Origin of the sequence: Comamonas sp. A23, assembly GCF_004522605.1 — a bacterium.
Taxonomy (GTDB): domain Bacteria; phylum Pseudomonadota; class Gammaproteobacteria; order Burkholderiales; family Burkholderiaceae_C; genus Comamonas; species Comamonas thiooxydans.
In genome coordinates this window covers 220,313-241,818 of record NZ_RSDT01000001.1, presented here as the reverse complement: position 1 = coordinate 241,818, position 21,506 = coordinate 220,313, and the positions used below count along the sequence as shown (strand labels likewise).

The following is a 21,506-nucleotide window of genomic DNA, read 5'->3' as shown; positions in this document are numbered from 1 at the left end:
CGCCAAAGCCCGGGCTGTGGCGTTCGAATAACTTGCCAAAGAGACACACACATGCGCATAGAGACACTCGCCGTACATGCCGGCTATTCCCCCGACCCCACCACCAAGGCTGTGGCCGTGCCCATCTACCAGACGGTGGCCTACGCGTTTGACAGCGCCCAGCATGGCGCCGATCTGTTTGATCTGAAGGTCCCGGGCAATATCTACACGCGCATCATGAATCCCACCACCGACGTGCTGGAAAAGCGCGTCGCGGCGCTCGAAGGCGGCATTGCCGCACTGGCCGTGGCATCGGGCATGGCTGCCATCACCGCCGCCATCCAGACCCTGGCCGAAACGGGTGACAACATCGTGTCGGCCAGCACGCTCTACGGCGGCACCTACAACCTGTTTGCCCACACCTTCCCGCAGCAAGGCATCGAGGTGCGCTTTGCCGATCCGCGCGATCCGGCCAGCTTCGGCAAGCTGATCGATGCAAGGACCAAGGCGGTATTCATCGAGTCCATCGGCAACCCGCTGGGCAATGTGACCGATATCCGCGCTCTGGCCGATGTGGCCCACCGGCACGGCGTGCCGCTGATCGTCGACAACACCGTGCCCTCTCCCTATCTGTTGCGCCCGTTCGAGCATGGCGCTGACATCGTCGTGCATTCGCTGACCAAATACCTGGGCGGCCACGGCACCAGCGTTGGCGGGGCGATCGTGGACAGCGGCAAGTTCCCCTGGGCGGAGCACAAGGCCCGCTTCAAGCGCCTGAACGAACCCGACGTCAGCTATCACGGCGTGGTCTACACTGAAGCACTGGGCCCCGCCGCCTTCATCGGCCGCGCCCGCGTCGTTCCGCTGCGCAATATGGGCGCCGCCATCTCGCCGCAGAACGCCTTCCAGATCCTGCAAGGCATTGAAACCCTGGCCCTGCGTATGGACCGCATCTGCGAAAACACGCAGAAGATTGCAGAAACGCTGCAAAAACACCCCAAGGTGGAATGGGTGCGCTATGCAGGCCTGAAAGACCACCCCGACCATGCCATCGTGCAAAAACAGTCTGGCGGCCGCGCATCGGGCATTCTGTCCTTCAGCCTCAAAGGCAGCGAAGGCCGTGCGGCCGGAGCACGCTTCCTGGACGCCTTGCAGCTGTTCACGCGCCTGGTCAATATCGGCGATGCCAAGTCGCTGGCCACCCACCCCGCTTCAACCACGCACCGTCAGCTGGATGCGGACGAACTGGCCAAGGCCGGCGTGACCGAAGGCATGGTGCGCCTGTCCGTGGGCATCGAGCATATTGACGATCTGCTGGCCGACCTGAACCAGGCGTTGAAACAGGTCTGAAGCGAGCTGAGACTCCGGCGCGCGACCTCAGGCATCGCGCGCCAGTCGCAGCCCCGTCATCTGCCATCGAGCCGTTGCGGGAAAGAAGTTGCGATAGGTCAGCCGCGCATGACCGGCAGGCGTGAGGCAGGAGCCGCCGCGCAGCACATACTGGTTGACCATGAACTTGCCGTTGTACTCCCCCACGGCACCCTCGGCCAGGCGAAAGCCCGGATAGGCGGCATAGGATGACTGCGACCACTCCCATACCTGGCCGATTGCGGCTCCCGCACGGGTGCCTGCAACCTCGGGGTGCAGACTGCCAGGCTCGCCGAAGCGGGACGCAGGCCAGGCCGGCCTGCCCATTGCCACCTCCCACTCCATCTCCGTCGGCAGGCGCGCCCCGGCCCAGCGCGCATAGGCATCAGCCTCGAAATAGGAGATATGGCAGGCAGGCCTCAGTGCATGCAGAGCCGTCACGCCATACAGGCTGAACTCCTGCCAGCCCGCATCACCCGCAGCATCTTCAGCTTGCCTCCAGTACCAGGGGTGGCTCAGTTGCTGGGCCTGGCACCAGTCCCAGCCTTCGGCCAACCACCATTGAGGCTGGCTGTAGCCGCCATCCAGCACAAAGCGCAGAAACTCGCCATTGTTCACGGGCCTCGATGCAATCTGCGCAGCTTGCACATAGACACTGTGCCTGGGCATTTCATTGTCAAACGCAAAGCTGCCGCCGCCATGACCCATGCTGTAGATGCCCGCCTCAAGCGGCAGCCATGTGAGATCAGCATAGGCCTGCACGCAATTCTCCTCTGCCACCCCATCTGACGCATAAGCAGGCCAGAGCGGGTGACAAGAAAGCAAATGCTTGATATCGGTGAGCATCAACTCCTGATGCTGCTGCTCGTGCTGCAAGCCCAATGCGACGAGCTGAGCAACGGCCTGCTGAGTCGTCGGACTTTTCTCTTTCATGGCGGCCATCAGCGCCAGCATCTGCTCATCCACCACAGCGCGATAAGCCATGACCTGCGCCAGAGCCGGCCTGGTCAACAAGCCCCTCTGGGCTCTGGGATGGCGTTCCCCCACCTGCTGGTAATAGGAGTTGAACAGCATGCGAAAACTGCCGTCAAAAGCCTGATGCCCTGGCTGGTGCACGGCCAGTACAAAGGTTTCGAAGAACCAGCTGGTATGGGCCAGATGCCATTTGGCAGGACTGGCGTCCGGCATGGATTGCACACAGGCGTCTTCTGCAGACAAGGGCGCAGCCAGCTTTTGCGTGCAGGCCCTCACCCGCTCGAACTGCTGCGCCAGCACTATCCAGTCCCCGGCAGCAGGTGTCATGAAAAATGCCCGCGCCATGGTTTCAGGCATGGGCATGAATGACGGCAAACCATTGCTGCTCATCGGTCCAGACCCTGGGCGCGGCAAATCCCGCGCAAGCCAGCATGGAGAGGAAATCGGACAGCGGGTATTTGTAGCTGTTCTCCGTATGGATGGTCTCGCCCTGAGCAAAATAGCGCAGGCCCTGAGGCCAGCACACCATGACGGGGCGACGGGCGCGCAAATGCATCTCTATCCGCGATGTCCGGCTGTCGAAGCGCGCCTCATGCGCCCAGTCCTGAAGATTGAAATCGCTGCCCAGCAGACGGTTCACATGATTGAGCACATTGAGATTGAATTCGGCTGTGACGCCCTGCTCATCGTCGTAAGCGGCTATCAGAACCGATACCGGCTTGGGCAGATCAATGCCAATCAGCAGCCCGCCGTCGCCCCCCAGAAGTGAATGCATATGTCCGAGCATATGCAAAGCCTGCTGCGTATCGAAGTTGCCGATCGAGGAGCCAGGATAGAACAGCTCACGCCGCGTCTGTGGCACGCCTGACGGCAAATGCCAGTCCCCCGTGAAATCCGCAGCAACCGCACGAGCCGTAAGTCGCGGGAAGTCGTGCTCCAGCCTGGCCACAGCGGCCTGCAGAAACTCGACCGCAATATCCACTCCCAGAAACTGCTGCGGCCCCACGCTGCGGCACAGGCGCCGCACTTTTTCGCAATTGCCCGCTCCCAGCTCTATCAACACCTGGCAACCCGCCATGGCTTGGGCGATCTCCAGGTCATAGCGGGCCATGATGGCAGCCTCGGTTCTTGTGGGGTAGTACTCGGGCAGCTCGGTTATCTGCTCAAACAGGGCGCAGCCATGCGCGTCATATAGGAACTTGGGAGAAATCTGCGCCTGCCGCTGCATCAGCCCCTGCGCCAGCTCATAGCGCAGATGCGTCGGGGGGGTATACGCGTCCATGAAGCTGCAACCCTCGTCCTGAAGCGGTGGAGGTCTCAACGAGGACGCCAGAGGCAATGGAATGCGCCCTGCGCGTGATGCAAACTCTATCGATGCTGCCTGCCTGTCCGGTGTCGCGCGCATGCTGATCCTCCTGATGAGCTGATCGCGCGATGCAGCCATTGCCCGCGCCATCACTGCCAAGCCTGCTTTAGACCCTCAGCCTAGCGCGGCCGGCAATCGGCAGAAGTAGGACTGAAGCCAGCGATCCTTTTACTGCATGCACATGCAGCAATGCTGACAAAGTCAATACTGGTCAAAGAATTCAGCAAAAAAAATCGGTACCCCGCGCTGGCGGAATACCGATCTAAACATACACCCTAGCCTCCGAAGTCATCAGGCCATGCCGACCTGCTGACTCCGATGCACCGCAGAGCCTGCGGTGCGTGCCTCGCCTGCGGGAAGAAGGCCGCAGACAAGAACACTCTTTGCCGTGAAGCTATCAGAAGCGATAGCCCACGCCCACGCCCACCAGCCATGGGTCAACCTTGAACTTGGTGTTTTCAAACACGCCTGCACCTGTGATCTTGGTACCCAGATACACCTTCTTGATATCGAAGTTCAGTGACCAGTTCTTGTCCAGCGCATAGTCGAAGCCAACCTGCAGCGCGCCGCCAAAGCTGTTCTTCTTCACGGTCACGGCACCATCCAGGATGTCCACGTTCGAGAAGCGTGTGTAGTTCACGCCGGCCCCCACATAAGGCTTGAAGGCCCCAAAGTTGGTGAAGTGGTACTGTGCCAGCAAGGTGGGAGGCAGATGCTTGAGCGAACCGATCTTGCCGCCATTCAGGCGCACATCATGCTTTTGAGGATAGGTCAGCACCAGCTCTGCCGCGATGTTGGGCGTGAAGAAGTAGGACACGTCCAGCTCAGGCATCCACTTGTTGTTGATGCTCACGCCTGCGTCTCCGGCAGCGCCACCGTTGTCGCTGTCCAGATGCAGAGCACGCACGCGAACCTGCCAAGGGCTGGAGCCGTCAAACGAAGATTGGGCAAAAGCGGTACCGGCCGTCAGGGCGCTGGCAACAGCAGCAATCGCGATCAGAGTCTTTTTCATGGGTTCTTTCCTTGAAGAATTGGGTGAGAGCAATGCTTTGCATCCCTTGGCATCCATTGAAACAAAGCCACTGCCACACGGGTTTGTCCCAGGTCAACCCACACACCAACACCGCAAAGAAAAAAGCGGACGTTGCCCATCGGCCACGTCCGCCCAGGATACTGATGAAGCGCAAAAATTTGCGTCAGCAGTGATGGTAGTCGTCAATTCGGATGAGCCACCCTGGCTGGTCGCAGCTTGTGCCACAACTCCACGCACACCACAACCGCACCGCCAATGACGGCCCCAACCAGCACATGCACCAACACCGGTCCCAGCGCTGCAACAATACCGCCAGTGGGCACAATCACCTGCTCTATCCAATGTTCGACCGGCTCTATGCCGTGCACCAGCAAGCTACCGCCCACCATGAACATGGCAGCCGTGCCCACGATGGACAGCCCGCGCATCAGCCACGGGGTAAAAGCAATCAGACCACGGCCCATGGCCTTGGCAGCGCTGCTGCTCTTGGCCATCAGCCAGCCGCCCACGTCATCCATGCGCACGATCCCGGCCACCAGTCCATAGACGAACACGGTGATGGCCAGAGCTACAGCGATCAGCACCGAGGCCTGCTCCCAGATGGGTTTGGCGGACACCGTACCCAGCGCAATCGCCATGATTTCGGCCGACAAGATAAAGTCCGTGCGCACGGCCCCCTTGACCTTCTGCTTCTCGTACTCCATCGGGTCCATCTGCTTTTCACGCGCGGCACGCACCGATGAAGGCGCAACACCTTTATGTGCCGCCTCCTCGGCATCCACCACGGCATCATGCGCATCATGCTTTTGATGCTTGTGAAACAGCTCCAGGATCTTCTCCACGCCCTCAAAGCAGAGAAACGCGCCCCCCACCATCAGCAAGGGCGTGATCAACCAGGGCACAAAAGCGCTGATCAACAGCGCCGCCGGCACCAGGATGGCCTTGTTCATCAACGAACCTTTGGCCACCGCCCAGACCACGGGCAGCTCCCGGTTGGCCTTCACTCCCGTAACCTGCTCGGCATTGAGCGCCAGGTCATCGCCCAGCACGCCGGCCGTCTTCTGCACCGCAACCTTGGTCTGGGTAGCCACATCGTCCAGAATTGCCGTGCTCTTGCCTGCCGCGGTCTTGGTCATCAAGGCCACGTCGTCGAGCAAGCTAGCAATATCGTCTAGCAACATCAAAAGGCCGGCACCTGCCATCGCTTCTCCCGCTGGTTTGCAAAATCGCCATCATGCCTGCAAACCATGCCACGATTGCGACAGGAAATTGCCAATCAGCTGCGCGTTCGCCACACCCTGGCTTTGCAGCGACAATGAGCGCCCTCATCGAACGGAAACCCTGTGACTCAAGCCATCGCTCATGCCGAACTGATTGCCAGCTACCGCAAACTTGCCGCAGAGGCCGCCAAGAAGGCCGCGCTGGTCAAGGCCGCCGCAGGCAAAGGCCCCAAGACCATTGCAACGGTCAGCGAAACCGCTGCCAAGGCCGCGCGCCGCCGTGATGTGATGGCCGCCAGGCTGGCCAAACTCGGCGTCATTCTGCCGGGCTGAGCCCCAACAAGCAGCCTTCTTCGGGCAGTCTTCTTATTTGCTGGTCTTGAAGCCCTGTGTCGCCGCCCAGGCTGCCACATCGTCGCGACGGATGGCCGCAGCCATAAGCTGTGGAAAGGCATCGGGGGTACAGGCAAACGAGGGCACGCCCAGTGCCGCCAGCTTGGCCGCCAGTTCCGCGTCATAGGCCGGAGCTCCCTCGTCGCTGAGCGCCAGCAGCGTGATGAACTGCACGCCTGCTTCCACCAGCTCGTTGGCGCGGCGCAGCAGGCCCGACTCCACACCGCCCTCGTAGAGGTCGGAGATCAGCACCAGAATGCTGTTGCGCGGCTCGCTGATTAGTCCCTGGCAATAGCCGACCGCACCATTGATATCGGTGCCGCCGCCCAGTTGCACGCCAAACAGCACATCCACGGGGTCGTCGAGCTTTTCCGTCAGATCAACCACGGCCGTATCAAACACCACCAGCTTGGTGGCTACGGCCGGCAGGCTGGCCATCACCGCACCAAAGATGCTGGAATAGACCACCGAGTTAGCCATGGAGCCGCTCTGGTCAATGCACAGAATCACCTCGCGCTGCGGGCGGCGCGCCTTGCGCCCATAACCGATCAGCGTCTCTGGAACAATGGTCTTGTACTCGGGCTGCCAATGGCGCAGGTTGGCGCGTATGGTGCGATTCCAGTCGATTTCTGCATGACGCGGGCGTCGGTTGCGCTGGCTGCGATCCAGCGCCCCGGCCACGGCACTGCGCATGGGCTCCTCGAGCTTTTTCATCAGCTCGTCCACCACCTTGCGCACCACCAGCCGCGCCGTGGCCTTGGTGTTCTGCGGAATCACCGAGCCCAGCGAAATCAGGTCCGCCACCAGATGCACATCGGGCTGCACGTTCTCCAGCATCTCGGGCTGCAGCAGCAGCTCGCGCAGATTCAGGCGCTCCATGGCATCGCGCTGCATGACCTGCACGACCTGGCTCGGAAAGTATTTGCGGATATCGCCCAGCCAGCGCGATACCGAAGGCGAGGAGTTGCCGCGTCCGCCCTTGCGCGATGCCAGCTTGCTGTCTTCCTCATACAAGGCGGCCAGCGCCTGGTCCATCTCCTGCAAGCGGCCCGTCACACCGCCGCAACTGGCGTCAGCGGGGCTACCCAGCACCATGCGCCAGCGCTGCAGCCGCGTAGTGGGCTGCAGCTCTTCGGACTCCTGTTGCGGCTCGGTCGCCAAGTTTGCTGTTTGCTTCATCGTCACACCTTGGCCGCGGCCGCATCAAATTCGGTAGCTGCCTGGGCTTGCCCCATCAGCGCCTGTGGCAGATTCAAGCCCAGCAACTCATTGAGCACGGGCAAGGCCAGCAAGGCACGCGACTCATCCCAGGGCGCGGCATCGTCCGCAGCACCTACGGCAGGATCGGGTGCCGCAACGCCTCCCACAGGCGTTCGCTTGACCTTGTCGCCCAGGCTTTGGCGCTCGTGATTGCTGAAGCTCGAGAAGCTACGCCGCACCAGCGGCAGAATCTGGGCAAACTGCACCTCGCCCAGACCACTGAGCCAGGCATCGACAGCACCCCAGATGGACTCGTCATGCAGCAACACCAGCGCCTGCTGGTTCAGAAAACCGTCCAGCCAGGCCGCCACATCCATGGGCGCCGCACCCAGCGAAAGATTGCGGTTGAACTGGCGCACGATCTCGGCGCTTTCCAGCAACTGCTCGTCCAGCAGCAAACGGCAAGCCATGCCGCGCAGCAGTGCCGCTGCGGCATCCCCCATGGCCAAGCTGCGCAGTGCCAGGCGCCAGGCATCCACCGCTTGCTGCGCCTCGCCGTTGCTGGTGCGCAACCGCAGTGCCTCGTGGGCCGCCAGCACCTTGGTCTTCATGGCGACCGCAGCATCCTCGTCCATGGCCATGCAGGCGACAGGCAGGCCGATGGCGGCGCGCAGCATCAGCGAATCGATCACGCCGGCCAGCAGGGCTGTATCCGTCTGGCGCACACTGCCATAGCGATAGACATTGGCCAGTGGCGGCAAGGCCTGCAGCAACTGGGCCACATCACCCGTGGTGGCTGCACGCTGGGCCAGTGTGGCAATCAGGGCCTCGACCAGCTGCGGCAAATCGGCCAGCAGCGCATCATCGATGGCCTGCGCGATTTCGGGCAGCGAGGTCTCGGGGGTCAGGCTGGAGCGCAGCCTGGCCGTGGCGGCCTGGGCCACGGTCGCTCCGTGCACGCTGGCCTCGATGATGCGCACCGCCAGCTCGGGCTCCCACTGCAGCTGCCAGCTTTCGCGGAAAGTGCCCCGGTTGCGCTGGGCATCGGTGGCGCGAACGCCCCAGTCAATGCCGAGCAGTCGCAGACGGTGCAGAAAATGGCTACGTGCCAGATCCATGTCCTTGCGCAAATCCAGCGCCAGCAGCTTGCTTGCCGCCTCGGGCTTGAGGCGCAGCGACTTCTGCTGCTGCTCGATATCGCGCTGCAGCGGCACCTGGGGTACATCGGCGGGCACCTGGCCCAGCACATGACCGACGGTCAGCTCCTCATCGATCAACCTGAGCGGTGCGTCCTCGCCCATGCAGATCACGGTGACTATGGCCTCGTTGATTTCGTCCAGGCCGGGCACGGGCTGGCCGCGCAGCGCCGCCAAGCCCTCGGCCAGACGCGTGGCCTCGATGATGTGGGCGCTGGAACAGTCCAGATCCTTGTCGCGCAGCAGATGGGCCACGCGCGTCAGCCAGCCCGCCGTGCGCAGCGTGGTTGGAGAAACGTCGTTTTTGATAGCTGCTTGCGCTTTACCATCAAGCGTTTGAGGCTGATTTGACTCAAAACCCGGGGACGATTGATAGCACTGCCACAGATGCTGGTACCAACCCGGAGAAGTCACACCCGCGCCATAGCCGCTGCTGCTGGCCAGGTTGCGATAAGTCCAGGGGGCCCAGGTCGCCATCACCTTGGCCTTGGGCAGGCCCTTGAGCAGGGCGCTATCTGCCTTGGCCGTCACGCTGGCCTTGAGCGCCGGCACATGCCAGGCGCCACAAACCACGGCAATGCGCTGGTGACCGGCCTTGATCGCCTCGCGAATGCACTGGCGCATATGGGCTTCGCGCAGTGCTTCGCGCTTCATGTATTCCTCGCCACGCCAATGTTCGCCGTCCTTGGCTAGCTCTTCACGAGCTGCCGTCATCACCTCGCCAATGCTTTCAAACAATGCTTCGCTGTCGCCTCGCTCCTCGACCAGACGGTTCCACCAGCTCTCGCCATCGTCAAAGCCTGCGGCATGGGCCAGCCAGTCCAGCGGATCGCGGTGCAGGTGTTGAGGGGCCGGTGCCGGGAGGTCCAGCTGCAGCTCATGCTCATCGCCGTCCTGCATATCGGCAAGCGTCGCGGCCTTCGCGTCGTCTGGCGCTTGTGCGCCATCCTGCTCCGAGTCCGAGACAGCCGCCGCCTGCACAGCATCCTCTGCCTCCTGTGTCGCCTTCTTCAGCGCTTCGCGTCGCGCAAACTCGATGGCCATGCCATGGGTCTGGGGCAGGTCGATGAAGCGGGTTGCAACACCCTGGCGACTGGCCCACTGCAATGCCTGCCATTCGGGTGAGAACACGGCAAACGGATAGAACGCGGCCTGGCTGGGCTCGTCCTGCATATAGACCAACATCGCCACGGGCGGGCGCAGCTCGGCATTTTGCAGCATGGGCAGCAGCACCTCCCCCTCGGGCGGGCCTTCCACCAGCAGGCAATCGGGCTGCAGTGCTTGCAGTGCCTGCAGCAGACTGCGAGCACAGCCCGGGCCGTGATGGCGTATGCCAAAGAAATGAACAGAATCAGCGGAAGTGGCCATGGGCTTGTCAGACGGCTCAAGAAAGGGATGGCAAGGTCTCTGGCAGTGAAGACAGCTCAGCCCATCACGGATGGGCGGTCGGTGTCATCACCGAAGACAGCAGCAACGCCAGGGCGAGGTGATGCAACGACGTATCAAGAGCTGTATTCACTGCAGCACAACTCACAGTTGCTCGCGGCAGGCGCGGTACAGATCCTTCCAGTCGCTGCGCTCCTTGACCACGGTCTCCAGATATTCCTTCCACACCACCGTGTCCTGCACCGGGTCCTTGATCACGGCTCCCAGCAAGCCCGAGGCCACATCGGCCGCGCGCAGTACGCCATCGCCGAAATGGCCGGCCAGCGCCATGCCGCTGTTGATGACCGAGATGGCCTCCGCCGTGGACAGCGTGGAGCTGGGCGACTTCACGCGCACGGTCTTGCCGTCCTCGGTCTGGCCGTGGCGCAGCTCGCGGAAGATCTGCACCACACGGCGCACCTCTTGCAGCGCAGGCGGCTCGGTTGGCAGCTGCAGCGCCCGCCCCTGCTCGGCCACCCGCTTGGTGACGATTTGCACCTCTTCGTCCTGCGAGGCAGGTACAGGCAGCACCACGGTGTTGAAGCGGCGCTTCAATGCGCTCGACAACTCGTTGACGCCCTTGTCGCGGTTATTGGCCGTGGCGATGACAGAGAATCCCTGAACGGCTTGGAACTCCATGGACAGTTCCGGCACGGGCAGCGTCTTTTCGGACAGCACGGTGATCAGCGTGTCCTGCACATCGGCGGGAATACGTGTGAGCTCCTCGATGCGCGCGATCTTGCCCAGCTTCATGGCATTGACCAGCGGGCTGGGAATCAGCGCTTTCTCGGACGGACCGTGGGCCAGCAACTGGGCGTAGTTCCAGCCATAGCGCAGCTGCTCCTCGCTGGTGCCGGCCGTGCCCTGAATCAGCATGGTCGAATCGCCGCTCACGGCCGCAGACAGATGCTCGGACACCCAGGACTTGGCCGTGCCTGGCACGCCGTACAGCAGCAAGGCACGGTCGGTGGCCAGCGTGGACACGGCAATCTCCATCAGACGCGGATTGCCGATGTATTTGGGGCTGAGCTCAAACCCGTTGCTGAGCTTGCCGCCCATCAGATACTGGAGCACGGCCCAGGGTGAGAGCTTCCAGTTTGGCGGGCGCGGACGGTCGTCCACCTTCTGCAGGGCATCGAGTTCTTCGGCAAATTGCGCCTCGGCGTGCTGACGTAGTACTTGGCTCATGATGACTTTCGGTTGAATGCAGAAAAATTCGAAGGCTTAGGCGCTCAGCGCGGCATGCAGGGCCAGGCGCAGATCGACGATACGGTTGAGTTGCTCGAGCACGCGCTCGTCATCCCAGGGACGCAGACGGGCGCGCTCCAGCCGCGCCTGTTGTTCGGGAGTCAGGCTGCTTTGCGCAGCAACGGTAGTGGCCTCTTCGGCCGCATCGGCCACCTTGGATACCAATTTTTGCCAGAGCCCGGCCAGCCCTGACGGGGCTGCTGCCTCGGGCTGCTGCTCTGGCACGGCAGGTTTCTCAGCCTGTGAAGGCTGACGCCAGAGTCGCACAAAGCGCGGCAGAACCGTCGGATGCAGTCGGCGCGCGCAGGCCAGCACGGCCTGATCGGCCTGCCAGCTATGCCAGCTGCCTGTGGCCTGCTTGCCGCCCAGCGCCTTGTCCAGAGCGTCCATCAGTTGCTCAGACATGGATTGAGAAAATACGCCAACCACAGGCATGCTGCTCTCGATGGTGTTGACGCGGTCCACCAGGCTACCCTTGGCCTGCTGCAACTGCGCCTGCCAGAGCGCCTCGCGCTCCTGCTGGCTCAGCCGGTCCAGCAGGGCCGGCAGCAGCGCTTCGGCCCGTGCATCGCGTTCCATGGTCTGCAACAGCGCAATCCAGCGTACATCTGGCTGATCGCGCAGGGCCGCCAGCCAGCCCTGACGCAAAGCGGTCTTCCAGTCGCTGCGGCGGCTCCAGTCCCAGAGCTGCTCGGGCGTCATCTCCAGGGTCTGCAGCCAGAAATCGATGGGCGCAAGCTCCACCATCTGCTGCAGCCACCAGGCTTTCACGCCCTTGATATAGGCCGGCGGCTGCAGCGCAATGCCGTCGCGCTCCCAGTCCTTGCTGCCCTCCTCGGGCGGCTCGATCTGCCATTCCCCCTTGGCATTGCGGCTCAGCATGGACTGCAGCCAGCCCGTGATGCGCAGGCTGTGCGCGCTTTGCGGCAGGCGCGACAGCAGACGGGCCGCGTTCTCGCGCACCTCCTTGCTACGATCGGTCAGCAGCTTTTCCAGCAGCGGCTCGTCCGCCATGGACAGTCCCACGCCCAGAGCCAGCACCATGGGCGCACGCTCCTTGGCATTGAGCTCCTTCAAGCTGGCTTCCAGTCTGGCGCGCGCCTGGTCGGCATCGGTCTCACGTTCGCTGTGCAGCAGCGCCACGCGCTGCTCGATGGAGCCCTCCTGCCAGATCAGCTCGGCATTGGCCGTCTCCTGCACGCCGCTGGCATAGCTCCATTGCGAGTTGAGCCCGGCCAGCCAGCGTCCTCGCTCGCCAAGCACCGGCGTCAGCCAGGTACGCAACTCCACAGAACGGCGGCCTTCGTTCAAAGCCTCGACCAAAAGCGCATAAGGCAAGCGCTGTCCAGCCTGATCGAGGGCATGAAACATGGGAGCCAGCATGCTCTCGGGCCCATGCTGCAACACATCACACATCAGGCCATGCAAGCGCTCATCCTCGGGCGCACGGCGAGACTCGTCGGCAGGCAATGCCGGGGAGCTCAAAGGTGCACCGAGCCTGACCTGCGCGCCGGGTTGCCAGCCCGCCCGCTCCAGGACGGCAGCGACGGCGCTGGCCCTCAGCAGCTGCGCAGCCGTTGATGCAGCCGGCTGCAGCCAGGCGGCTTGCATGGCTTGCAAACCGGTGCTGGCTGCGGCATCGACCTGCGCGGTCAACACCGCAGGCACGGCCAGCCTGTCCGCGCCGACCAGACTTGACTGCTGCAGCGCAGCCCATAAATTGGCGCTGCTCATCGCATCTCTCCTTGGTTCTGCCAGATGGGGGACAAGTCCTGGCTGTGGGCACCCTGCTGCCAGGCGCTGAGCAAGCGCCAGCGCCCCAGTTGCGGCCCACACTCCCACTCGCCGAACAGTGCCAGAGGCGTGCCGCCGCTCAGCGCCAGCAGCCGCCAAGCTTCGTCGTCAGCAATCACCGCAGGCACCGGCGCCGGCTGGCTCTGCCCTGTGGGCCAGCCCACCAGCCATTGCCCCTCGACATACAACAGCTGGGCATTCGCACACCACAGCGGCAGCACCGGCTGCAGCGCATTGGCGGCAATGCGCTCGCCCAGTTGCTGCAACGGTTCGCCCAGAGCCTTAAGCGTCAGGGCTGCGGCATCGGAGCTGTCGATTGCTTCAACCCCATTGACGGCAACCGCCCGCAGGCTCGCCCTGCCCGGATAAAAGCTCAAGGCTGTGCGGTAAGCGCCGCCGCTCACCCAGGCCGTCTCGAACCCGCGACCGCCCTGGGCATAGTCCAGCATCAGGGCCGCGCGGCCGGTATTGAGGCCCTGCAGCCAGACGCGGCGTTCCAGCAGGCGACCCTCGCGCTCGATCAGGCGCTGGCCCAGTACGCGCCAATCGTCGCTGATGGTCTCGCCACGGGCCTGTACTTCGGCCTTGTCCATGGGCCAGCCCAGGGCAGCCATGACGTCGGCCTTCACCTCGGGGCTCAGCGAGTCACGCCGCTGCACCGCGTCCACCAGCAGTTGCCAATGGCCAAGCTGCACCAGCAGGTCACGCGGCCAGGTCGGGTGGCTGTCCACCAACTCCCAGGCTTCCCTGATACGTGCGGCCATGCCCGTGGCCTGGGCATCCACCATGCGTGCCGCCATGGTGTTCCAGTGCTGGCGCGTCTGGCTGTCGCCGGCCTGATTGGCCAGGCCGGTGCGCACCATGTCCTGCATCCATAGCGACAGCTCCTGCATGCCGCCAGCAACCTTGTCCCAGCGCTTGTCCTCGCGCTTGGCCTGCTGTCTGGCCAGAGCCTCCTGATCCGCCACTGGCGCAGCGGCAATGGCGGCCGCCTTGGCCTCTTTCTGCTCGGCTTTTTGCTGACGGCCACCCAACCAGTTGCTGACCCATTCCGGGGGCTCGCCGCCCTCCGGCACCTGGCCGCCTGCGCGCAGCAGCATCAGCGCCAGCCCGTGCTTGCAGGGGAACTTGCGGCTGGGGCAGGAGCACTTGAAGGCCGGCCCGCTCAGATCGACCTGAGTCTGATACGGCTTGCTGCCGCTGCCCTGGCATTCCCCCCAAACCGCAGCATCATTGCTGCCTGTGTTCGGCCATTTGCTCAGGGACTGCAGTCCCTTGGCCGCCTTGGATGACGCAGCATCCGGCGACAGCGCCAAAACTTCCGCTTCCGTTGCTAATACACGCGACACCAATGTCTCCCGTCCCGAATCGACGCAATATCCTGATAGTTCGAGGCGCTTACGCACCAAGGGCGAGTGCGAAACTCCCCTCGGAAAACCTCGTCCGCACTTTGCTGAAACTGTGCTTTCAGCGCGGCAAAAACTGTGGTTTGACAGACCGCGCAAACCGTTGCGCGCAATGCGTCAGCCTATCATCGCCATGGCACTGTGCCGATGAAAACGTGCAAAAAATCAGAACAGAGAGAAGCCGGGTGACATGCATCAGCCGGCTTCCTCGTCAAGCTGCGGTACCGCTGTTCCCGGTGAACATTCAGCCCACCGACGCTGCTGCAGATGCAAGTACCGACTCCGCCGCAGCCAAGCCACGACATTCCTGCTACTTTTGCTTACCAATGGCTCGACCCGGCTTCGGTGCTCATACCGCGCCAGCTGCCCGCAAGTGCACCTTGCTGCCTATCCGGCTGTCAAATTGCTACCGAGGGTCTGAATGCTCTGGGTCAAATCGACCAGGACACCGTCGATGCCAAACACGCCCTGTGTCACAGCCTTGGAAGTCGGCTCTGGGTCGGAGAATTAGCCACTGACGATGCTTCGGCTGGCAAGCCCGCGGCCAACAACACAGAAGACTGCAAGAGATTCTGTCTGGCAGCTAACGAACAGCGTCGAAAGTTCTCCAGCAAAAGCTGTTCGCTGGCATCCCCCGCTGGAAGATCTGACTGGCGCCGGCCTGTCAGCACAAACAGCACATCAACACCTGCTGCGGCAACCGCAACAAGGTAATCGCTATCCGGCTTTCGTTCGTCTTTCTCGTAGAGCAGCTGCGCCTGCTTGCGCACACCGCCAAGTTGGCCAAACCCTTCCTGGTTCAAGCCAAGGCGTTCTCGTTCCTCACGCAAACGCGCACCAATACCCATATGAGTAACTCAATATTGACAAATATACGCATTTGCGTACTATTGTCATCCCAAAGCCAAGCTAGTGCCGCTTCACAACACTGCACTAGAGGCAAAAAAGCAGCAGCCCTTTGCACAGAGCTACTACACCTATTCACATCAATCGATAGATTCTGACATGAAGCAGCCCCCTAAGCACAGGCCCGCACATGACTTGAGAGCCAAGGCCTACGGTCGCCCAATGGACACGGAACAGTCCAGATAGCTGCTGTCCCATCAACAGCCGGTGCAGTGTTGGCAACGGATCTTGCCTGCTACGACAACAGGCACTCTACGAATGTGTTCTGTAGCGCTCGACAATTTCAGCCTTTGTCTGAATTCGGCGTTTACGGACTTGATGCTGTCAAAGCATCAGCTATCCATGCACGACTGTCGCGGGCAAATCGGCGCAGCTGAAAGCATGCGCTATTCAACACCAACGCCAGGACCTGCAGATCAGGCCCGACTGGAGTTTTGAGTCATGAGCCAGGACATTTTCGATCAGCATGCCGATGGCAAGGCTTTTGCGGCAGCAGCTTCGTTGGTGCCGGCAACCGTGCCGCAAGCCCAGATTGTCTGCCACCAAGCGCAGTTGATCGGCTATGCGTTGAGCCACCATGTGCCGGACATGCGGCGAGGCTTCAATATCCTTACCAGCTATGGCCGCTGGCATATAGATGCGAAGCCAGCCGCGCAGATGGCCGAGTTGATGCGCCAGCATCTGATGCAGCAACTGGAGACGATCTAGACCTACGCTTCCGACAGGACGCGGAAAGCAGTTCATCCGATCCTTGAAGTCGGCCTCCGGGAAGACCATGAACCATGAAAAAAGGCTCTGCAGAATGCAGAGCCTTTTGATTGCACTAGCAGTGCCAGGGAATCAACCCAGCCACTTGCGGGCGTTGCGCCAGACGCGCATCCAGGGGCTGAATTCAGACTTGTCGCCCGAGGTCCAGCTCATCTGCACGTTGCGGAACACGCGCTCGGGGTGAGGCATCATCGCGGTGAAACGGCCATCGGCCGTCGTCACTGCTGTCAGGCCACCGGCCGAGCCGTTGGGGTTGAACGGATACTGCTCGGTAGGCTGGCCGTGGTTGTCCACATAACGCATGGCCTTGACCACTTGCTCGGCATTGCCACGGAACTGGAAGTTGGCATAACCCTCGCCATGCGCCACGGCGATGGGCAGGCGGGAGCCGGCCATGCCTTGCAGGAACAGGCTGGGCGACTCCAGCACTTCCACCATGCTCAGACGCGCCTCGAAGCGGTTGCTCTGGTTCTGCGTGAAGCGCGGCCAATCCTGCGCACCGGGAATGATATCGGCCAGCTCGGCGAACATCTGGCAGCCGTTGCACACGCCCAGACCGAAGGTGTCGCTGCGACCGAAGAAGGCCTGGAACTGCTCGGACAGACGGTCGTTGAAAGTGATGGAACGTGCCCAGCCAATGCCCGCACCCAGGGTGTCGCCGTAGCTGAAGCCGCCACAGGCCACCACACCGGCGAAGTCCTTGAGCTGCGCACGACCGGACTGCAGGTCGCTCATGTGCACGTCCACCGCATCAAAGCCGGCTTCGGTGAAGGCGTAGGCCATTTCCACATGGGAGTTCACGCCCTGCTCGCGCAGCACCGCAACGCGGGGCTTGGCAGCCACGTTGATGAAGGGCGCTGCCACGTTCTCCTGCGGGTCGAAGGTCAGATGCACATGCATGCCGGGGTCGGCAGGCTCGCCCGCCGCAGCATGCTCGCTGTCGGCACAAACGGGGTTGTCGCGTTGCTGGGTGATCTTCCAGCTCACGGCATCCCAGACCTGGTGCAGATCGGACAGGCTTGCGCCGAACACCTTGTTCGCATCGCGCCACACCTGCAGCTCGCCCTTGCCGGCGTCCACAGGGGACGAAGCAGGACGGGTCTTGCCGATGACATGGCTGCACTGGATCAGGCCATGTTCGCGCAGCACCTGCAGCACTTCGGCACGGTCCTCGGTCCTGATCTGCAGCACGGCGCCCAGCTCTTCGTTGAACAGCGCGCGCAGGGTCAGGTCTTCGCGACGGCCGGAGACCTGCTTGCCCCAGTTCTTGCCTTCGCCGCTGTCCATGCGGCTGTCGGAGATGCCATCGCCTTCGGTGATCAGCATGTCCACATTCAAGGCCACGCCCACATGGCCGGCAAAGGCCATTTCGGCGGCCGTGGCCAGCAGGCCGCCGTCGCCCCGGTCGTGGTAGGCCAGGATCAGTCCCTTGGCGCGCAGCGCATTCACTGCATCCACCATGGCGATCAGATCCTTGGGCTCGTCCAAATCCGGTACCTCGTTGCCCGACTGATTGAGCACCTGACCGATGATGGAGCCGCCCATGCGCATCTTGCCGCGGCCCAGGTCGATCAGCACCAGGGTGCTGTCTTCCACCTCGGCGTTGAGCTGGGGCGTGAGCGTGGTGCGCACATCGTCGATGGCGGCAAAGCCGGTGATGATCAGGCTCACGGGCGAGGTGACCTTCTTGGTCTGCCCGTTCTCGCTCCACTGGGTGCGCATGGACAGGGAGTCCTTGCCCACGGGAATCGAGATGTTCAGCGCGGGGCACAGTTCCATGCCCACGGCCTTGACGGTGGCGTACAGCGCAGCGTCTTCGCCGGCTTCGCCGCAGGCGGCCATCCAGTTGGCCGACATCTTCACCTTGGACAGCTCGATGGGGGCGGCCAGCATATTGGTGATGGCTTCGGCCACGGCCATGCGGCCCGAGGCGGGTGCGTCGATGGCGGCCAGCGGTGTGCGCTCGCCCATGGCCATGGCTTCACCCTTGAAGCCCTTGTAGTCGGCCAGGGTCACGGCCACGTCGGCCACCGGCACCTGCCAGGGACCGACCATCTGGTCGCGATGGGTCAGGCCACCGACGGCACGGTCACCAATGGTGATCAGGAAACGCTTGGAAGCCACCGTGGGGTGGGCCAGCACTTCGATCACAGCCTTTTCCAGCGGCACGCCGGTCAGGTCCATGGCGGGCAGCTCGCGCTCCACGCTGCTCACATCCTTGTGCACCTTGGGCGGCTTGCCCAGCAGCACGTTCATGGGCATGTCCACGGGAAACTTCTGGTCGCCGGACTCGACCGCCGTGTCCTCCAGCACCAGTTGGCGCTCTTCGGTGGCCGTGCCGATGACGGCAAACGGACAGCGCTCGCGCTCGCAGAAGGCCGTGAACTGCTCCAGCGATTCGGGGGCAATGGCCAGTACGTAACGCTCCTGCGATTCGTTGGACCAGATTTCCTTGGGCGACAGGCCGGACTCTTCGAGCTTGACGGCTCGCAGGTCAAAGCGTGCACCGCGCCCGGCATCATTGGTCAGCTCGGGGAAGGCATTGGAGATACCACCGGCACCCACGTCGTGGATGGCCAGGATGGGGTTGCCTGCGCCCTGCTGCCAGCAATGATTGATGACTTCCTGCGCACGGCGCTCGATCTCGGGATTGCCGCGCTGCACCGAGTCGAAGTCCAGTTCTGCTGCATTGGTGCCCGAAGCCATGGAGCTTGCCGCACCGCCACCCATGCCGATGCGCATGCCGGGACCGCCCAGCTGGATCAGCAGCGTGCCCGCCGGGAACTCGATCTTCTTGGTGAGTTCGGAATCGATGACGCCCAGGCCGCCGGCGATCATGATGGGCTTGTGGTAGCCGCGTGTGATATCGCCGACCTGCTGCTCGTACTCGCGGAAATAGCCGGTCAGATTGGGGCGACCGAACTCGTTGTTGAACGCCGCGCCACCCAGAGGGCCTTCGATCATGATCTGCAGCGGGCTGGCGATGTGCTCGGGCTTGCCCACTTCGCTGCCCCAGAGCTTGGAGACGGTGAAGCCGGTCAGGCCAGCCTTGGGCTTGGAGCCACGGCCGGTTGCGCCTTCGTCACGGATTTCGCCGCCGTTGCCGGTCGAGGCGCCGGGGAAGGGCGAAATCGCCGTGGGGTGGTTATGTGTTTCCACCTTCATCAGCACATGGTTGGTAGCCGCCTGCTTCTGGTAGCTGGGCGCGCTGACTGCGTCTGCCTTGGCATCGAACTTGGCGACAAATCGCTCGACCTCGTGGCCTTCCATGATGGAAGCGTTGTCGGCATAGGCCACCACGGTGTGCTGGGGCGAGCAGGCTTCGGTGTTGCGGATCATGCCGAACAGCGACTTTTCCTGCTCCACGCCATCGATGGTGAACTTGGCGTTGAAGATCTTGTGGCGGCAGTGCTCGGAGTTGGCCTGCGCGAACATCATCAGCTCCACATCCGTGGGATTGCGCTTGAGATCGTTGAAGGCGTTGACCAGATACTCGATCTCGTCTTCGGCCAAGGCCAGGCCCCATTGCTTGTTCGCGGTTTCCAGTGCTGCGCGGCCACCGCCCAGCACATCCACAAACTCCATGGGTTGTGCCGCCAGGGTGGTGAACAGTTGCTCGGCCTCGGCACGTGTCGCAAACACGGACTCGGTCATGCGGTCGTGCAGCAAGGCGGCAATCTGAGCCGTCTGCTGCGGCGAGAGCTCGGGCTTGCCGCCCAGCAGGCCTGACTTCACGTCCACGCGATACTCGGTCATGCGTTCCACACGGAACACATTCAGGCCGCAGTTGCGCGCGATATCGGTGGCCTTGGAGGCCCAGGGCGAGATGGTGCCCAGGCGGGGAGTGACGATGAAGGCCAGGCCTTCAACGCTGCCCTTATAGGGGTCACCATAAGTCAAGAGCGCCGAAAGGCGCTCTTGCAATCCGGGCGCAACTGCGCCCTCGGTGGCAACCAGGTGCACAAAGCGTGCAGATACGCCGGTGATCTTGGGGTGGATGGCGACCAGATCGGTCAGAAGCTGTTGGGCGCGGAACGAGCTCAGGGCGTTTCCACCCTCAAACTGTGTCAGATGCAATGTCACGTGGCGGCCTGTTTATGTGAAGGCTGTTGAAAAGCGTCCTGGTCAATCCCCTGCCTGAGAGGACCTGGCCAAAGCGCTGAATTCGGTGAGCCTCGGATTTTACCGTGCCTCGGGGTTAGTCCGAATGCTCACACCCACAAGCCCTGCATGTTCAAGCGCGCAATGGGATAATTGCGACCATGAGCATCACACTGAAGACTCCCGAAGACATCGAGCGCATGCGCGTTGCAGGCCGCTTTGCTTCGGATGTGCTGGACTACATCACCCCCCACATCAAGCCCGGCATCACCACCCAGCAGATCGACGATCTGTGCGCCAAGCGCATGGCCGAGCAAGGCACCAAGACGGCCTGCCTGGGCTATCAGCCCCCAGGCATGACGCCCTACCCGGCCTATGTCTGCACCTCGGTCAACCATGTGGTGTGCCACGGCATCCCCAACGACAAGCCTTTGAAGAAGGGCGATATCGTCAATGTCGACGTGACCATCATCACCGAAGACGGCTGGTTCGGCGACAACAGCCGCATGTTCATCATTGGTGAAGGCACGATTGCCGCCAAGCGTCTGTCCAAGCTGACCTTCGAGGCCATGTGGAAGGGCATCGCCCAGGTCAAGCCCGGTGCCACGCTGGGCGATATCGGCCATGCCATCCAGACCTATGCGGAGAGCAACAACCTGTCCGTGGTGCGTGAATACTGCGGCCACGGCATCGGCAAGGTGTTCCACGACGAGCCCCAGGTGCTGCACTACGGCCGCCCCGGCGAAGGCGTGGTGCTGGAAGAAGGCATGGTCTTCACCATCGAGCCCATGCTGAATCTGGGCAAGCGCGACATCAAGGCCATGCCCGACGGCTGGACCGTGGTCACCAAGGATCGCAGCCTGACCGCCCAGTGGGAGCTGATGCTGGCCGTCACCAAGACCGGCTATGACGTGCTGACCTGGTCCGATGGCTCGCCCACCCCGCCCGACTTCATCACGGCCATCCGCACCTGAGCGCATTGCTGCCGCTGACCTGCATGCCGCATCTGGCCAAAGCCGGATGCGGCATATTTTTTGCTTGTAGACCTTGTGCTGCAAGCGCCATGCGCTCATCTTTTTGCCATCACAGGCCTCAAGCCCAAGTCAGTTGGGTTAAGGTGACGCTCAA

Annotated in this window: 15 protein-coding genes; 4 read left to right on the top strand and 11 right to left on the bottom strand. The window is 62.5% G+C overall.

All coding sequences use genetic code 11. The annotated features are described in order from the left end of the window. Window positions 1-51 precede the first annotated feature (51 nt). Complete coding sequence (locus tag EIC84_RS01190; protein ID WP_003069743.1) at window positions 52-1,329, top strand: O-acetylhomoserine aminocarboxypropyltransferase/cysteine synthase family protein; 1,278 nt, start codon at window positions 52-54, stop codon at window positions 1,327-1,329. Window positions 1,330-1,356: 27 nt separating this feature from the next. On the opposite strand, the gene egtB is transcribed toward EIC84_RS01190, so the two are convergent. The 4 genes from egtB to EIC84_RS01170 form a co-directional block, all read right to left on the bottom strand. Further along, the gene (gene egtB / locus EIC84_RS01185) at window positions 1,357-2,685 is read right to left on the bottom strand and encodes an ergothioneine biosynthesis protein EgtB (protein ID WP_003069741.1); all 1,329 of its coding nucleotides are present in this window, start codon (window positions 2,683-2,685) and stop codon (window positions 1,357-1,359) included. Beyond that, complete coding sequence (egtD, locus tag EIC84_RS01180) at window positions 2,672-3,727, bottom strand: L-histidine N(alpha)-methyltransferase (RefSeq protein WP_370456483.1); 1,056 nt, start codon at window positions 3,725-3,727, stop codon at window positions 2,672-2,674. Before egtD ends, egtB begins: the two co-directional genes overlap by 14 nt. A gap of 358 nt (window positions 3,728-4,085) precedes the next feature. Beyond that, the gene (locus tag EIC84_RS01175; protein WP_003069736.1) at window positions 4,086-4,700 is read right to left on the bottom strand and encodes an OmpW family protein; all 615 of its coding nucleotides are present in this window, start codon (window positions 4,698-4,700) and stop codon (window positions 4,086-4,088) included. A 203-nt stretch (window positions 4,701-4,903) separates the two neighbouring features. Further along, the gene (locus EIC84_RS01170; RefSeq protein WP_003069734.1) at window positions 4,904-5,923 is read right to left on the bottom strand and encodes a DUF808 domain-containing protein; all 1,020 of its coding nucleotides are present in this window, start codon (window positions 5,921-5,923) and stop codon (window positions 4,904-4,906) included. Window positions 5,924-6,064: 141 nt separating this feature from the next. Between EIC84_RS01170 and EIC84_RS01165 the strand changes: the two genes are divergently transcribed. Continuing rightward, complete coding sequence (locus EIC84_RS01165; RefSeq protein WP_003069733.1) at window positions 6,065-6,274, top strand: hypothetical protein; 210 nt, start codon at window positions 6,065-6,067, stop codon at window positions 6,272-6,274. A 33-nt stretch (window positions 6,275-6,307) separates the two neighbouring features. On the opposite strand, the gene EIC84_RS01160 is transcribed toward EIC84_RS01165, so the two are convergent. The 6 genes from EIC84_RS01160 to EIC84_RS01135 all read right to left on the bottom strand — a co-directional run bounded on the left by EIC84_RS01160 (window position 6,308) and on the right by EIC84_RS01135 (window position 15,451). Further along, on the bottom strand, window positions 6,308-7,513 hold the full coding sequence (locus EIC84_RS01160; RefSeq protein ID WP_003056497.1) for a VWA domain-containing protein: 1,206 nt from the start codon (window positions 7,511-7,513) through the stop codon (window positions 6,308-6,310). Window positions 7,514-7,515: 2 nt separating this feature from the next. After that, entirely contained in the window at window positions 7,516-10,098 is a 2,583-nt protein-coding gene (locus tag EIC84_RS01155) for a DUF5682 family protein (protein ID WP_003069730.1), read from the bottom strand. A gap of 162 nt (window positions 10,099-10,260) precedes the next feature. Further along, window positions 10,261-11,343 carry an AAA family ATPase gene (locus EIC84_RS01150; RefSeq protein ID WP_003069729.1) on the bottom strand — a complete coding sequence of 361 codons (1,083 nt, stop codon included), beginning with the start codon at window positions 11,341-11,343 and terminating at the stop codon, window positions 10,261-10,263. Between the two features lie 36 nt (window positions 11,344-11,379). After that, the gene (locus EIC84_RS01145) at window positions 11,380-13,137 is read right to left on the bottom strand and encodes a DUF5691 domain-containing protein (RefSeq protein ID WP_003069727.1); all 1,758 of its coding nucleotides are present in this window, start codon (window positions 13,135-13,137) and stop codon (window positions 11,380-11,382) included. Next, the gene (locus EIC84_RS01140) at window positions 13,134-14,513 is read right to left on the bottom strand and encodes an SWIM zinc finger family protein (protein ID WP_003069725.1); all 1,380 of its coding nucleotides are present in this window, start codon (window positions 14,511-14,513) and stop codon (window positions 13,134-13,136) included. The genes EIC84_RS01145 and EIC84_RS01140 overlap by 4 nt, the downstream gene beginning before the upstream one ends. A gap of 563 nt (window positions 14,514-15,076) precedes the next feature. After that, the gene (locus EIC84_RS01135) at window positions 15,077-15,451 is read right to left on the bottom strand and encodes a helix-turn-helix domain-containing protein (protein ID WP_003069723.1); all 375 of its coding nucleotides are present in this window, start codon (window positions 15,449-15,451) and stop codon (window positions 15,077-15,079) included. 499 nt (window positions 15,452-15,950) lie between these two features. Here EIC84_RS01135 and EIC84_RS01130 point away from each other — a divergent pair, with 499 nt between their 5' ends. Then, window positions 15,951-16,217 carry a hypothetical protein gene (locus EIC84_RS01130; protein ID WP_003069720.1) on the top strand — a complete coding sequence of 89 codons (267 nt, stop codon included), beginning with the start codon at window positions 15,951-15,953 and terminating at the stop codon, window positions 16,215-16,217. A gap of 132 nt (window positions 16,218-16,349) precedes the next feature. Here the strand turns inward: EIC84_RS01130 and purL are convergent, their stop codons facing one another. Beyond that, complete coding sequence (gene purL, locus EIC84_RS01125; protein WP_134737287.1) at window positions 16,350-20,360, bottom strand: phosphoribosylformylglycinamidine synthase; 4,011 nt, start codon at window positions 20,358-20,360, stop codon at window positions 16,350-16,352. A 179-nt stretch (window positions 20,361-20,539) separates the two neighbouring features. Between purL and map the strand changes: the two genes are divergently transcribed. Continuing rightward, window positions 20,540-21,352 carry a type I methionyl aminopeptidase gene (map, locus tag EIC84_RS01120; RefSeq protein WP_003066441.1) on the top strand — a complete coding sequence of 271 codons (813 nt, stop codon included), beginning with the start codon at window positions 20,540-20,542 and terminating at the stop codon, window positions 21,350-21,352. The last annotated feature ends 154 nt before the right edge of the window (window positions 21,353-21,506 follow it).